Origin of the sequence: Nocardioides sp. AX2bis (genome assembly GCF_902506435.1) — a bacterium.
Taxonomy (GTDB): Bacteria; Actinomycetota; Actinomycetes; order Propionibacteriales; family Nocardioidaceae; genus Nocardioides.
Map to the genome: position 1 here is coordinate 3,591,443 of NZ_LR733215.1, position 13,379 is coordinate 3,604,821.

The 13,379-nt window shown below is 73.6% G+C and carries 18 protein-coding genes; 2 read left to right on the forward strand and 16 right to left on the reverse strand.

Annotated elements, in window-relative coordinates; all coding sequences use genetic code 11:
- Window positions 1-13 precede the first annotated feature (13 nt).
- Window positions 14-628 carry a DUF4291 domain-containing protein gene (locus GV155_RS17255; RefSeq protein WP_236554397.1) on the forward strand — a complete coding sequence of 205 codons (615 nt, stop codon included), beginning with the start codon at window positions 14-16 and terminating at the stop codon, window positions 626-628.
- Here GV155_RS17255 and GV155_RS17260 read toward each other — a convergent pair.
- The 12 genes from GV155_RS17260 to GV155_RS17315 all read right to left on the reverse strand — a co-directional run bounded on the left by GV155_RS17260 (window position 597) and on the right by GV155_RS17315 (window position 6,003).
- A complete protein-coding gene (locus tag GV155_RS17260; protein ID WP_160009951.1) occupies window positions 597-1,154 on the reverse strand; it encodes an SMI1/KNR4 family protein in 558 nt (185 codons plus the stop codon). The genes GV155_RS17255 and GV155_RS17260 overlap by 32 nt on opposite strands.
- Window positions 1,151-1,555 (reverse strand): DUF7919 family protein, encoded by a 405-nt coding sequence (locus GV155_RS17265; RefSeq protein ID WP_160009953.1) that lies wholly within the window; start codon window positions 1,553-1,555, stop codon window positions 1,151-1,153. The genes GV155_RS17260 and GV155_RS17265 overlap by 4 nt, the downstream gene beginning before the upstream one ends.
- Window positions 1,552-2,043, reverse strand: coding sequence for a hypothetical protein (locus tag GV155_RS17270; protein ID WP_160009955.1), 492 nt, complete (start codon window positions 2,041-2,043; stop codon window positions 1,552-1,554). The genes GV155_RS17265 and GV155_RS17270 overlap by 4 nt, the downstream gene beginning before the upstream one ends.
- A 33-nt stretch (window positions 2,044-2,076) precedes the next feature.
- Entirely contained in the window at window positions 2,077-2,397 is a 321-nt protein-coding gene (locus GV155_RS17275) for a hypothetical protein (protein ID WP_160009957.1), read from the reverse strand.
- Entirely contained in the window at window positions 2,394-2,894 is a 501-nt protein-coding gene (locus tag GV155_RS17280) for a HEAT repeat domain-containing protein (protein WP_160009959.1), read from the reverse strand. Before GV155_RS17280 ends, GV155_RS17275 begins: the two co-directional genes overlap by 4 nt.
- Complete coding sequence (locus GV155_RS17285; protein WP_160009961.1) at window positions 2,891-3,313, reverse strand: ankyrin repeat domain-containing protein; 423 nt, start codon at window positions 3,311-3,313, stop codon at window positions 2,891-2,893. Before GV155_RS17285 ends, GV155_RS17280 begins: the two co-directional genes overlap by 4 nt.
- Before the next feature lie 103 nt (window positions 3,314-3,416).
- The gene (locus GV155_RS17290) at window positions 3,417-3,818 is read right to left on the reverse strand and encodes a hypothetical protein (protein ID WP_160009963.1); all 402 of its coding nucleotides are present in this window, start codon (window positions 3,816-3,818) and stop codon (window positions 3,417-3,419) included.
- A complete protein-coding gene (locus GV155_RS17295; RefSeq protein WP_160009965.1) occupies window positions 3,809-4,195 on the reverse strand; it encodes a hypothetical protein in 387 nt (128 codons plus the stop codon). The genes GV155_RS17290 and GV155_RS17295 overlap by 10 nt, the downstream gene beginning before the upstream one ends.
- 44 nt (window positions 4,196-4,239) lie before the next feature.
- Window positions 4,240-4,587, reverse strand: a complete 348-nt coding sequence (locus GV155_RS17300; RefSeq protein ID WP_160009967.1) for a hypothetical protein — start codon at window positions 4,585-4,587, stop codon at window positions 4,240-4,242.
- A gap of 144 nt (window positions 4,588-4,731) precedes the next feature.
- Window positions 4,732-5,331, reverse strand: a complete 600-nt coding sequence (locus tag GV155_RS17305) for a hypothetical protein (protein ID WP_160009969.1) — start codon at window positions 5,329-5,331, stop codon at window positions 4,732-4,734.
- A 49-nt stretch (window positions 5,332-5,380) separates the two neighbouring features.
- A complete protein-coding gene (locus GV155_RS17310; RefSeq protein WP_201300224.1) occupies window positions 5,381-5,734 on the reverse strand; it encodes a hypothetical protein in 354 nt (117 codons plus the stop codon).
- Window positions 5,731-6,003, reverse strand: coding sequence for a YrhB domain-containing protein (locus GV155_RS17315; RefSeq protein WP_160009971.1), 273 nt, complete (start codon window positions 6,001-6,003; stop codon window positions 5,731-5,733). Before GV155_RS17315 ends, GV155_RS17310 begins: the two co-directional genes overlap by 4 nt.
- 259 nt (window positions 6,004-6,262) lie before the next feature.
- Between GV155_RS17315 and GV155_RS17320 the strand changes: the two genes are divergently transcribed.
- Window positions 6,263-6,553, forward strand: a complete 291-nt coding sequence (locus tag GV155_RS17320; protein WP_160009973.1) for a DUF6572 domain-containing protein — start codon at window positions 6,263-6,265, stop codon at window positions 6,551-6,553.
- A gap of 52 nt (window positions 6,554-6,605) precedes the next feature.
- Here the strand turns inward: GV155_RS17320 and GV155_RS17325 are convergent, their stop codons facing one another.
- The 4 genes from GV155_RS17325 to GV155_RS17340 all read right to left on the reverse strand — a co-directional run bounded on the left by GV155_RS17325 (window position 6,606) and on the right by GV155_RS17340 (window position 13,326).
- Entirely contained in the window at window positions 6,606-6,770 is a 165-nt protein-coding gene (locus GV155_RS17325; RefSeq protein WP_160009975.1) for a hypothetical protein, read from the reverse strand.
- A gap of 147 nt (window positions 6,771-6,917) precedes the next feature.
- Entirely contained in the window at window positions 6,918-7,094 is a 177-nt protein-coding gene (locus tag GV155_RS17330; RefSeq protein WP_160009977.1) for a hypothetical protein, read from the reverse strand.
- 308 nt (window positions 7,095-7,402) lie between these two features.
- Window positions 7,403-7,771, reverse strand: coding sequence for a hypothetical protein (locus GV155_RS17335; RefSeq protein ID WP_160009979.1), 369 nt, complete (start codon window positions 7,769-7,771; stop codon window positions 7,403-7,405).
- Complete coding sequence (locus tag GV155_RS17340) at window positions 7,771-13,326, reverse strand: DUF6531 domain-containing protein (protein ID WP_160009981.1); 5,556 nt, start codon at window positions 13,324-13,326, stop codon at window positions 7,771-7,773. The genes GV155_RS17335 and GV155_RS17340 overlap by 1 nt, the downstream gene beginning before the upstream one ends.
- Window positions 13,327-13,379: the final 53 nt, after the last annotated feature.

A 13,379-nucleotide genomic window follows, 5' to 3' on the forward strand; every position in this document is an offset into this window, starting at 1 on the left:
CCATGATGGTCCCGTGTCCCCGTCGACCCCGCCGCTGCGCCAGGTCCGCGCCGCCTACGACGACCAGACCATCACCGTCTACCAGGCCTACCCCGACCGGGTCGCCGACGCCGCCCTGGAGGCCGGGACGTTCGTGCCGCCCTTCAAGCGCGAACGGATGACCTGGGTCAAGCCGTCGTTCCTGTGGATGATGTACCGCTGCGGCTGGGCGACCAAGCCCGACCAGGAGCGCGTCCTGGCCGTCCGGATCACCCGCGCGGGCTTCGAGGAGGCACTTGCGTCGTCCTGTCTCAGCCACCTCGACGCCGAGATCCACCCCGACCACGACACCTGGGCCCGGCTCAAGGCGACCAGTCCCGTACGCGTCCAGTGGGACCCCGAACGCTCCAGGACCCTCGACCCGCTCCCGTGGCGCTCGATCCAGGTGGGCCTCGGTGGCCGCACGGTCGCCTCCTACGTCGGCGAGTGGATCGTCGACCTGACCGACCTCACCGCCGAGGTGCACGCCATGCGTGCGGACCCCGTGCTGCGCCGCACCCGACCCGACCGCGAACGGCCCTACCCGCTGCCCGAGGCCGTGGGCGCGCGGATCGGCCTCAGCCGGCCCCTTCCGCAGCACGAGCAGTGAACCGGGGCTGCGCGGACGGCACGTCCGACGGGAATGCGCGTACTCGCTCCCGGCCCGAGAGCACCGCCAGCAGGAACCCCGTCGCGGTCAGGTCGAAGGTCTCCCACCCCGGCCCGCGGGCCTCGTTCACGACGACTCCCCACCGGTCCGGGTCGTGACGCGGGGAGCACCGCCAGAAGCAGACGTCGCCGTTGTCGGTCACCGCCCACGGGAGCAGCTCGCCGCCGTCCTCGCCGACGTCGTACGGCACCACCTCGCCGCCCGTGGCCAGCGACCGCAGCGCCTCGAGCCTGACGCGTGCCTGCTCCACCAGGTCGAGGTGCCGCTCCTCGGCGCCGGGCGCGAGCAGCCACAGGAAGTCGTCGAACGCGCCCGGCCCGTAGGTGTCGAGCAGCGCGCGGTGGTCGTCGGGGAGGGTGACACCGAGGGACGCCTCGGCAGCGAGCCGTGCGGCCGGGGTGGCGTACGCCCCCGGCGCCGGCGGCGGTGGGACCAGCGCGACGAGCTGCTGGAGGTCGGTGGTCACCGCACTGTCCCGTAGGTCTCGACCAGCGGCGCCGGCGGCAGGTAGCCGTGCGCCGTCACGTAGTGCAGCACCAGGTTCGGCGCCTGCCAGGTCCGACCACTCATGTCACGGACCTCGATCGCGGCGCTCCCGAGCCACAGCTCCGACCCGTCCGTGGTCCGGTAGTGCGTCGGCCAGAACTCGGCATCCGGGCAGAACGGGCATCGGTGGAAGCCGCGCGTGCGCCCGACCGGCGACCGGGCCGCGTCCTCCAGCACGCGCAGGAGGGAGTCGGGACACTGACGGGGAGGTCCGAGATCACCGGGTCCGAGCCAGCCGAAGGCCAGGCTCCCCGCGGCCGGACCACCGGCTTCGGCGTAGCCGTCGTCGGGGACCTCTGTCCCGTCCTCGTAGACGGTCATCCGGAGCTCTCGTCCTCGGTGACGTCGACGGCGCCGGACGCCTCGAGCACCCACGCCAGCGCGCCCAGAGCGACCGGCCACCCCGGCACCTCCACCCGGACCCGGACCAGGTCGGGGGCGACGACCTCGGCGTCCCACCACCGCCACGGGCGGTCCGACGGGTCGAACCAGGACAGCCAGCTGCGCGCCGTCCAGCGTCGCTCGTCAGGTGAGCGCGCGCCCTCGGGGGCGCAGGCCTGCCGGAACCACGGCGGGAGGTGGCGGTCGGCGTCGGGCGATGCGTGCTCCTCCGCCGGCAGCAGGACCGCGGCGAGGAGCACCTCGTTCACGCGTCGCAGGACCGCCCACGCCTCGTCCTGGGCACCGTCGACGGGTGGCGGCACCCGCGCCCGGACGGTGACCAGGCCCGCTCCACCCGGGCTGCCCCCTGCGGCCGGGTCGCCCCGCAGCCGCATCAGCTCGGAGCCTGCAGCCGCTGCGTCGGTCATGCCCCGGAGCGTAGGAGACCCCACCGCGCCGGACTACCGCCCGCGCCCCCACCACGGCCCGAAGATCGCCACGCGCAGCGCCTCCTGGTAGCCCGCGGCGGCCCTCCTGATCGCGCCGGCCTCCGCACGCGCGTGGTCGGCCTCGTCATGCATCGCGTAGAAGACGAACCACAGCTTGCCGGCGAACGCCGTCGGGATGGTCTCGGCGACGGCGCCGCTGTCACCGATCTCGTGGACCAGCGCGCGCAGCTCGTCCAGCGCCTGACCGTTCAGGGACTTGTCTGCCCGCAGCGGCATCAGGACCCGCGTGGTCAGCTCGTCCAGACGGCCCTCGAAACCGCTGAGGTCGGTCACGGGTCCACTCCTTCGACGTCGGTACGGCGGTCGAGCACCCGTCGCACGCGGGGACGCAGGGCGTGGTCCTCGTGGCTCAGCAGGGCCTGGAGTGCATCGCGGGCCTCGTCGGCGGGGATCCGTCCCAGCGAGTGGATCGCCTTGACGGCCAGCTGGCGTGACTCGTCGTAGTCCAGGTAGTCGGGCACCCACCGGGTCGCTCCGACCAGGGCGGGGACCGCGTCCACGCACCCCACCCGGCCCAGCATGAAGGCAACGTCCTCGTGCCGCGTGTGCCAGTCCTGGCCGAGCAGGTCTGCGAGCGGGTCGCACCAGCGGTGGTCGTACCCGAAGGCGTCCCCCAGCTTCAGGGAGGCCTCCACCGTGGCCGGGTCCTGCGCGGACCGCGCGCCGGCCAGCTCCTCCCACGCCCACGACGACACGTCCCCGACGCCCAGTGCGTCCGCGAGGTCGTGCTTGCCGAGGGTGAAGACGAGGTGCTGCTGGTCCGGGCTCATCCGGACAACCGGATTCCCATGAGGTCGGCCAGGTCCTGCCGCTCCATCAGGCGGACCATCGTGGCCGTGCTGGAGCCGTGGGCGTTCGGGGACTCGGGGTCGGCCCCGTGCGCCATCAGCTCGTTGATGACCAGCTCCAGGTCCTGGGGCGCCTGCATCGCGGACCTCAGCGGGTCGTTGCCCAGGGCGTTCTGCGCCCTCGGGTCCGCGCCGGCCGCCAGCAGCACCCGGACACCCTCGAGATTTCCCTGCTGGGCCGCGAAGTGCAGCGGGGTGAACCCCCGCCCGTCCACGGCGCGTACGTCCGCGCCCTCGTCGAGCAGACGGCGCACCGTCACGTTGTCGGCGTCGACGGCGGCGTAGTGCAGGGCGCTGCGGCCCATCGCGTCCCTGCGGGCGGGTCCGGACGGCGAGGTCACCCCGCCATCCTCACCCATGAGTCGCTCCGGCAGCGGCTTGAACAGAAGAGCGTCTCCCCGCCGGACCGCGCCGGACCGCGCCGGACCGCGCCGGACCGCCCCGTCAGCCGAACAGCTCCTTCGACCGCTGCACCCGCAGCTCCCGCAGGCGAGCCCTCGCCGCGGGCCACCCCTCCCCCGCGAGCAGGTCCTCGATCTCGTCGAGGTGCAGCTGCAGGAACCGGGCGTACGACGCGTCGAGGAGTGCCGAGGACTCCGGCCGGCCGGTCCACAGCCGGCGGAGCAGGTCGATCGAGTACCAGTCCCCCGGGTCCTGGACCGGCTGGACGTCGGCCATCAGCTGCCGACGGTCGCAGGTGAAGCGGATCCGCAGGCCCTCGGACTCGACGACCAGCAGGCCGTCGCCCCCGTTGCTGCGGTCCGCGCGGGAGTCCGTGATCTGGAAGCGACCTCCGCGCCACAGCCACGACAGGTGGTCCGCCACGAAGCTGAGGATCAGGTCCACGGCTGCCGTCCCAGGACGAACGACACGACCGACGGAGCCTCCGCCGGGTGGACGAACACGGCGAGACGGTGCTCGCCAGGCGCCACCGGGACCGTGACCAGGTCAGACGCGACGACCGATCCCACCTCGATCGCGGTCGAGACCGTGATCCGGCCGTCGAGCACGCGGGTCCCGGCCTCCGCGTCGTCACCGAGCAGCACCCGTACGAGCACGTCACCCGCCGTGTCCGGTCGGGTCGCGACCACGACGGCCCGCTCGGAGTGCACCGCCGCCTCCGACCCGGTCACCCAGTCCGGGAGGTCGGTCGTGCCGCGGTCGTGTGCGGAGACCTGCGCGTGGAGTGGCAGGACGCGTGCCTCGGCGAGCAGCTCGTTCATCGTCCCGACTCCTCTGCCGCGGGCCTGCTGGGCCGACCCGTCCGTCAACCCCATGAGGCGCCCCGGATGCCCTCGGTGAGGATGAGCCCGGGGAGGTGCATCACCCACGGCTCGTCGTCGTCGCCCTCCACCAGCGCCAGCTCGTGACCGGCGGACAGGGCGAAGACCGCTCCGACGCCCGCGCGGGCCTCGACCCCGACGATGCTCATCCCGACGAGGTCCCAGACGCGGTCCTCGAGGTCGGGAGACGATGAGCCCAGTGCCAGTGCGTCGATGGTCCAGTCGCACCACAGGGTCAGGCCCCACCCGTCGCCGAACAGGGTGACGACGGGGTCGGTCACCTCGGTGCCGCGGATCAGCAACGGAAGCGCCTCCCGCAGGAGCTGCCGCACAGGTCGAGGAGGTGGGCTCCAGCTCGACATGACTGCGCTCCCTCGTCCCCGCCCTGGGGCCGGCAGGCTCACGACGGAGCGTACGACCTCGTCACCCGGATCGCCCTCGACGCCCGCCGGACTTGCCGGCCGACCGGTCGCTGCTCACTCGACATCCGCAGCGATCGCCGAGACCGACACCAGGCACTCGTCCAGGACGTCCTCGTCGGGCTCCGGATGGCGTGCCAGCAGTCGGATCGCTCGATCGAGGCCCTGCCGCGCACCTGCGAGCACCGGGTCGTCGAGCGCCGCTCGCTCGGCATCCTCCTGGGCCGCCGAACCGGTGTCGTAGACCCCGGACGACCGCTCCGTCACACGGTGGAACGCGGGCTCCAGCAGGAACCACGCCCCGTCCTCCGCCTCGAGCCGGCCCAGCGCCAGGCGCAGGGCCGAGTCGACGCAGATCCAGCAGTCCTGGGCTGCCGTGAAGCCCACGACGTCCGACGGCCCGGACGGCACCCGTGACTCGACCTCGGCCAGGAGGACCGCCGAGGCCGGTCCCAGTCCCAGGGCGATCTCGCGCGCCGCCACCTGCGCCTCCTCCAGACGCTCGATCTCCGGGTCGGCGGGGACCGCCGCGCACCACTGGACGTAGTCACGGGTGAGGGCGGTCGAGCCTGCCCAGAACAGGCCGACGGCCGATCGGACCGACAACCCTCGGACCTGCGCTGCCACCTCGTCCGACGCTGCCTCGAACGGGCTCACACGACCACCTCGATCTAGATCCGTCGTTGCTGACGACCCCCACCCTCCGTCACTCGAAGGCCAGGAAGTCCTCCACCGCCCGCCGGAGCCACGCGTCGAAGCCCGGGAGGTCGGCTCTCTGCTCCCAGCCGGGAGCAGCGAAGTCATGGATGACGGAGACCCGCCCCGGTCCGCGGTCGAGGTCCCAGCAGGCAAGGTCGTCGTTGTCACCACGGCGGGCGAACACCACCAGGCGCCGGTCCGGGTAGCGGGTGCCGACGCCCTGCTGATGGCGGCGCAGGAGGTGGCCGTCGAGCACCTGCCACGGTTCCAGGTTCGTCAGCCCCAGCCGGACCACGCGCAGGAAGGGCGCGGGGTAGCTGAACCCGGGCGGCAGCTCACCCGCGGTCAGCAGGCCCGTCACGGCAGCTGCTCCGTCCACGGTCGCCCGGACCCGGCCACACGACACGCACCGGTCACCCGGTCGACGATGACGGGGCCGTTCCCGGCGAGGGCGTGCTTGACCTCCCCGGTCTCCAGGAAGGCGACGGTGTCGTAGAAGAATACGAACACGTCTGCTGTCTCCTGCGTCGCGCCGTCGTCGATCGAGACCGGTTGACGCAGCGACGTCCTGATGCCGCGGTCGAGCTCGCCCTCGGCGGCGGCACGAGCCTCGTGCCTCCCGATGGCCACTAGGTCGTCCCCAGCCGTCGACGACGCAGCAGGTCCGGAGTCATGGGGACACTCAACAGGGCGGGGCGGTGATCAGGAAGGTCACCGGAGGGGCGACCCGACACGCGCCTCCGCCGCGGTGCCGGACACGGTCCTCCTCACGGTCTCCGGGCCACGGGGACCATCGCTGGCCCGCCCCAGGCTTGCTCAACGCAGGACGAACCGGACCCAAGCAGCAGACCCACGTGACAGGCCTCGATGACCCGCCACGGTCGACCTGGTGACCCAGGACGCCGAGGGCGACGTCGCCCTCATCCTCGTCCACGCCGAGCCGTGGAGCGCCGACGGCCACGACGGCACGCGACTGCGGGAGAAGCTGAACAACGACGCGACGTACGCCCTCGACGGACAGCTCGTCGACACCTACCCCGAGGCCTCCGGCGCCCGGGTGCGCATCCAGGTCGACAGCGTCGAGGAACCCACCGGGGACGTGGCCGAGCTCCTCGCCACGGCCCGACGAGGGCTCGCGAAACACTCCATCGACCTCACGACGAAGATCATCACGCTCTGACCCCTGGACGGCCGTGCGCGACAGGCCTCCGGCGCCGACCGCGCCGGCACCCTCACGACAGAGCAGCATCGATCGCACGTCGCAGCTCCGCCGCCCGGTCGGCGAGCGCACTGTCACACTCCCCGCTCTCGACCAGGTTGCCGAGCACGAACCTCAGGCCCATCAGGATCTCCGTACCGGTGGCCCCCCCGACGGTGACGTCGTCGATGCGGGACACCCAGGGCCCGTGCCCGAGCTGCCCCAGCTGCCCGCTGAGAAATCGGCATCACCGATGTAGTCCCTGGCCACGAGGTGTCCTTCCGTCGACAGATGATCCGCGGACTGGCCTCAGGCGGTGCCGTTCAGCGTCCACCGGCTGCCGTCGTCAGCGCGTGAGTACGCCGGGTCGAGCGGGTGGCCGACCCACGTCGTACGGGTCCCACTCCATGTCCCAGAACGGGCCCAGCCCGTGGGCCGCGATCAGATCCGCCTCCGCCGCGTGGATGGGGTAGAGGCCCTGCAGGTTGATCGGCAGGTCGTCCCCGACCTCGATGCGCCGCACCTCCGCAGGAACGAAGCCGACGCGAAACTCAACCAGGACGTCATCGTCGTGCCTCCGGCCAGCGGAGTGCGCGAGCCGATCACGTCACCGACCCGGAAGGGACAGACCTCTCTCATCGACTGCGCGTGCGTGGCGACCGCCGATGCCCACCCGGGGCCGCCCCGGCCCCGGACTCGTCGGTCACACCTGGACCGTCCCCACCCCGGGCCTGCACCCGCTCCGTGCCGCCGCCGAGGAACGCCATGTCGATGCTGTCCGACACGGTGGACCGCGTCCGTCCACCACCTCGGGCCACGTTCGCCGTGGTGTCAGTCGAAACGGTTCGACTCGGCGTCGTCAGCGGTCCGGTAGAGCTCGCCCCACCCGATGATCGTCAGGTCGGCAGCGTCGAGGGGACTCACGACGGGCTGGTCCTCCTGTGTCGTGATCGCGATGTGCACGAAGCACGGGAATTCGTCGATCGGGCGCAGCGAGGCCCCCACGTGCCGGGGAGTGAGGATGACGGAGCTGATGTCGGCGGGACGGCCGAACTCCTGGCCGAGCACGGGCGGCTCGATCCTCGCCACGACCGCGCGCTTCCCGGTGTCGAAGTCCACGTCCGAGCCGAGCTCGCAGCGTCGGACGGGCATGAACCGTCGGCTGTCGAGCGAGCTGAGGAAATAGGTCTCGCCCACCATCAGAACTCCGGGTTGACGCCGCTGACGCGGTCGGTCGTGATCGCCCCGGTGTCCATCCACTTCGGGACGATGTATTCCGGGATGCCCCCGGCGTTGCCGTCCAGCGGCAGCGCCTCGCGCACCTTCACCACCGCCGACGGGTCGTTCAGCGTGCCTTCGATGACGAACCTCCCCGTGTTGTTGTAGCCGCTCTCTCCACCCGACGGAAGGCCCGCAGCGTCGCGGTAGTCGTCGACGGCGCGCGGATCCATAGGGGACCACGACGCCCCCTCGGGCAGGGAGTCGCCACCGTAGACCCGGTAGAGCCGCTGCCCGGCGGTCGGCTCTGGCAGGACCGAGGCCGGCACGTCGGACAGGCTCCGCGTCCCGGCCCGTGCCACGTCGTCACCCATGGCCGGGCCTGGGAGCACCCCGGTCCCCGCACCCATCGCGGTGCTGCGCAGCAGTCCCTCCGGGGTGTGCGGCCCCGGGCCGGTCAGGTATCCACCCGCACCGGAGACGACACCCTCGGTGACGCCCTCGGCCACGGCGACCTTCACCGCGCTCGCGCCCCCACGAGCAAGCAGGCCACCGGCCCCGAACCCGATCGCCCCCGCAGCACCCGAGACCGCGACCTGGCCCCAGTTCACCTCACCGGTCGTGGCCTTCTGGATGCCGGTGTCGATGCCCGCCGAGATCAGCGCCATGCCCGCGGCCTGGGCCACGCCCGGCACCGGCGCGATCATCAGCGCCGCGCCGGCGACGATCATCGCCCCGGCCGCGACGTACTCCCAGTTGTCCTTGGCCCAGTCCCCCACCGCGTCCGTGGCGTGACCCAGCGGACCCTTGGTCGAGTCGATGTAGGCGTTCAGCTCCGCGTCGCTGATCGGCCGCAGGCCCGTCGGGTCGACGGCGTGCACCGGGTCGTTACCGGCGTAGGAGTACGGGTTGCCCGACCACCCCGACCCGACCACCGGGTCGAGCGGGTCGACCGAGAGGAACCCCCGCGAGGCCGGGTCGTAGACCCGGGCGCCCAGCAGCTCGAGCCCGCCCGCACCCGGCAGGGAGATCTCGCCCGAGGTCCCGACCTCCAGGCCGCCAGGCAGCTCCATGCCGCCCCCGACGCCCCACGGGTCGTCGGCCGCCGCGGCCGAGCGCGCCGTCCGCCACCCCGCCGCCGACCAGCCACCGGACCCGTCGGACCCGCTGTCGGACGAGCCGACACCGGTGACCGGACCGGCCCCCACCACCGACGTCCCGCCGGCCTGGACCAGGCCTGGCGCGTAGGGGTCTGCGGAGTCCCAGAAGACCTCCGTGCCGTCCACGTCCGCGAGCTCGCCGTGGGCGTCGACGTGCACCTCGGTACGCCGCTCGACGACGTCTCCGGCACCAGCGGCGGACTGCTCGCCCACCGCCGAGAGGAACCCGGTCGAGGACCAGGAGAACCGTCGGACGCCACCGTCGGGCAGGTCCGTACGCACCCGGCGCCCGGCGCCGTCGTAGGCGTGCCGGGTGGCCGTCCCGTCGGGCCCGGTGACGCTCAGCAGCTGCCCGGCCGCGTCGTGGACGTACTCCCGCGTCGACCCGTCCAGCGACTCCGAGACCAGGCGGCCCGCGGCGTCGTAGCGCCACCGGGTCTCCGAGGCCCGACTGCCCGGGGACGTCGACCCGGTACGGGTCGCGATGAGCTGGTGCGCCCCGTCGTACTCGTAGGAGGTGACGCGGTCCTCGCGGGCGACCGTGGCCACCCGGCCGAGCTCGTCGCGCTCGATCGTGGTGCGGGTGGCGCCCTCGGCGTCGGTGACGGTGTGGCCCACGACGAACCCGTCGGCGTGCTCCCAGGTCTGCAGGGTGCCGCCGGCGCTGGCCGAGACCACCCGGCCCGCCGCGTCGCGCGTCAGCGACACCCGGCCCAGCAGCGGGTGCTCGACCGCGAGCAGCCGGCCGGCCGCGTCGCGCTCGTAGGAGGTCGTCGACCCGTCCGGGGTCGTCATCGAGGTACGGCGGCCGTCGGCGTCGTACGTCCAGGAGACCCCACGGCCGTCGCGGGTCCGCGAGACCATCCGCCCACGCCGGTCCCACTCGAGCTCGTGGCGCACCACGGCGCCCTCGTCCGGGCCGTCGGTGCGAGTCCGGTCGGTCAGCACCAGGCGGCGGGCGCGGAGATCACGGCTGATCGACGACACGACCCGCCCGTCGACCGCGGTCGAGGCCAGCCGGCCCTGCGCGTCGTAGGTCCACTCGGTGAGGCGGCCGTCCGGGTCGGTCTGCCAGACCTGCCGCCCGGCGGCGTCGTAGCCGGCACGGGTGGTGCGGCCGAGCGGGTCGGTCTCGGCCGTGCAGTGGTTCATCGCGTCGAACTCGCGGCGCGTCACCTGGCCCAGCGGGTCCGTGATCGCGACGGCGCGGCCGTTGGCGTCGTACTCCCAGCGGGTGACCCCACCGTTGCCGTTGGCCACCTCGACCAGCTGGCCCGCGGCGTCGTAGCGGTAGCGGCGCTGCCCGTGCCAGGTGTCGGAGGAGCGGACCACGCGGCCGGCGGCGTCGTAGGCGTACCGCGCGATGCCGGCGCCCGGGGTGGAGCGGGCGGTGACGCGACCCATCGCGTCGCGCTCGACCCACGCGACCTCCCCGGTCGGCAGCACCTGGCGCGCCACCCGGCCGTCGGCGTCGTACTCCTGGGTGGTGCGGGCACCGGTCGGGTCGACGACCGCGACCAGCCGCCCGCACTCGTTGTAGTCCCGGCGCGTCACCGCACCCGACGGAGAGGTGATCGCCACGGGGCGCCCCGCGGCGTCGCGCGCGACGAGCGTCAGGCCGCCGTCGGCGTCGAGCAGCTCGACGGGCCGCCCGCACCGGTCGTAGGTCGCCATCGCGGCCGAGCCGTCGGCCTGCTCCGAGCGGGTGGCGCGGCCGAGCGGGTCGAAGGAGGTGGACAGGGTGGCCGAGCCGTCGTCGACGCTGACCGTGCCCGTGGCGCGGTCGGCGCTGACCTCCTTGCGCACGCCGGTGGGGTCGACGGTGGCGGTCAGACCGCCGGTGGCGTCGTACTCGTTGCGCCAAGTGCCGCCGGCAGGGTCGGTGGTCGCCACGAGCCGCGACAGCGCGTCGTGGGCGAACTCCCAGGTCGAGCCGTCGGGCAGCTCGGCCGCGTCCACGTTGCCGAGGTCGTCGACGCGGCGGGTGATCGCGCGGCCCAGCGCGTCGATGGTGCGCGACTCCTCGCCGTGCGCGTCGCGCTCGACCTCGGTGCGCGCGCCCGTGGGGTCGACGACGGCCGTCAGTCGGCCGGCGGCGCTGTGCTCGTAGCGCCACACGGCACCGTCGGCGTCACGGCGCGAGACGAGCTGTCCGGCGTCGCCGTACGTGTAGGTCGTGCGGTGCCCACCGGGGCTCTGGGCCGCGACCACGCGGCCGGTGCCGTCACGCTCGAGCCGGGCGGTGCGCCCGGCGGCGTCGGTGGTGGCGACCAGGTCGCCGTGCTCGTCGTAGGAGAAGCGGACGGTGACGCCGGTCGGGTCGACCAGGCCGGTCATCAGCCCGTCGGACCAGGACAGCTCGGTGACGCCGCCCTCGGGGTCGACGACGCGCACCGGGTTGCGCGGGGCGCCGGTCACCGGGTCGGACGCCTCGTCGGCTGCGGGGTAGGTGTACTCGGTGACCGCGCCGGACTCGGCGACCACCGTGGTGACCCGGTCGTGCTCGTCGTAGCCGTAGGTCACGTCGGCACCGGACGGCGTCACGGTCCGCACCCGGCGACCGCGCTCGTCGTGCTCGTGGATCGTGGTCGAGCCGTCGCGGGCGGTCTGCAGGACCGGGTGGCCGTGCGCGTCGTACGACGTGGACTGGCGGTGCTCCTCGGCGTCCACGATGCCCACCACGCGGCCGCGGGGGTCGGAGATCCAGGTGTTGGAGCGGCCTCCGTCCTCGTCGGAGACGACGGTGACGCGGCCGGGCAGGTAGACGAACCGGCTGAGCCGACCGTGCTGCGAGCGCTGGCGGCTGACGCGGCGATGCTCGTCGTAGGTGTTCTCGGCCTCGACGACGCCGTCGGCGTCGGTGACCGAGGTGATCAGCGACGCCTCGTCCCAGGCGTACGACCGGGTGCCGCGCGGGGTGGTGGCCCGCAGCAGCCGGCCGGCGTCGTCGTAGTCGTAGGTCACCTGCCGGCCGTCGGAGGCCAGCGCGGCGACCACGCGGGGTCCGCCGACGTGCTCGACGTCCCACGTGAGGTCGATGCAGCGGCCGCGCTCGTGCTCGAGACGGACCAGACGGGCCTCGCCGCCGACCACCTCGTGGACGAGCCGCACGGTGGTGCCGGGGCCGCGCGAGCTGGTCAGCGGCCGGCCGTCGCGGGCGAAGGTCCAGCGGGTGCCGTCGCTGCCGGTGACGACGAGGCGCTCGTCCCCGCTCGCGGCGTCCCGGGTGCGGTCCAGCCAGAGGTCCTCCCCGGCAGCGCGGTCCCAGGCCTCGCCGAGGCGGCCGAAGGAGACCACGCGGCCGTCGGGCAGGCGCAGCCGGGCGGCCTCGTCGTCGAGGGTCAGCCCGGCCTCGGTCCAGCTCGACCAGCCCGGGCCGAAGGCACCCGTCCCGGTGTCGAAGGAGTTGTAGGTGCGGTCCAGCGACAACGACGCGGCGCCGCCGGCGAAGCCGAGGTCGGCCTCGTTCTCGATGAAGTTGCCCGTCGCGGCGTTCACCGGGTCGTCGGCGTACCCGCTGGTGGGCGGGTTGCCGTAGGCCGAGGGCGGGTCGATGTCGAGGTCCTGGCGCGACGCGTCGACCCCGGCGGCCTGGAGCGCGGCGGCGAGGGCACTGTCACTGAGGGTGGAGACGTCCGCGTCACTGCCGGCGATGGCGAAGGCGTCGGCGACGGCCGTGGCCCACGCGACGTCCTCGGTGTTCGCGTCGAGCCAGCGGTCGAAGCCGGTCATCACGCTGCTCGCCTCGAGGTGGCCCCACCCGCAGCCGGCCACGAACGTGTCGTAGGCGGTGCGGCAGGAGGCCGGCTTGCTCGCGAGGCTGCTGTTGGCGCCCTGCGAGCCGGTGGCGAAGGTGCGCAGGTCGGCCGGGCGGGCCGAGGAGGTGCCGGCGCCCCCGCCGCCCCCGGCGCCGGGGTTGTCGCGGGGTCGGGGCGGGACGACGGTCGGGGCGTAGGACGGCGGCTCGGGCATGTCGCCGACCGGGGGCTTGTCCTCGCCCATCCCGAGCAGGCTCTTGCCTCCGTCGACGCCCTTCTCGAAGAGGTTCCGGTCCTCCTGCTCGCGCTGCCACTCGCGGGCCGTCTCGCGCCGGGCCTGCTCCTCGCGGGCGGAGTCGGCGAGCTGACCCACGAAGCGGGCGACGTCCCGCAGGCCGGCGACGACCTCGGCGGCGTCGGCATCCGCGGTGTCGGCGTTGCCGGCGAACAAGGTCGAGAAGTGGCCACGGAACTCCGTCATCGCCGTGCTCGCCCACGCGAGCCGGGAGCCGCGCTGGCCCTCGACCGTCGACGCCGTGCTGCTCGCCAGGGTCACCAGGCTCTCGGCCGCGCCGTGGTCGAAGCGCACGTCCTCCTCGATCGGACCGATCCCGCTCATGCCGCGTGCCTCTCGTGGTGCTTCGTGGGTGTCGACCGGGGGCGCGCGCCGAC

Bases quoted from the DNA above. Each gene is read 5' to 3' on its own strand.
- GV155_RS17265 (WP_160009953.1), bottom strand. From the start codon at position 1,555: ATGACCGTCTACGAGGACGGGACAGAGGTCCCCGACGACGGCTACGCC.
- GV155_RS17270 (WP_160009955.1), bottom strand. From the start codon at position 2,043: ATGACCGACGCAGCGGCTGCAGGCTCCGAGCTGATGCGGCTGCGGGGC.
- GV155_RS17280 (WP_160009959.1), bottom strand. From the start codon at position 2,894: ATGAGCCCGGACCAGCAGCACCTCGTCTTCACCCTCGGCAAGCACGAC.
- GV155_RS17295 (WP_160009965.1), bottom strand. From the start codon at position 4,195: ATGAACGAGCTGCTCGCCGAGGCACGCGTCCTGCCACTCCACGCGCAG.
- GV155_RS17335 (WP_160009979.1), bottom strand. From the start codon at position 7,771: ATGGTGGGCGAGACCTATTTCCTCAGCTCGCTCGACAGCCGACGGTTC.
- GV155_RS17340 (WP_160009981.1), bottom strand. From the start codon at position 13,326: ATGAGCGGGATCGGTCCGATCGAGGAGGACGTGCGCTTCGACCACGGC.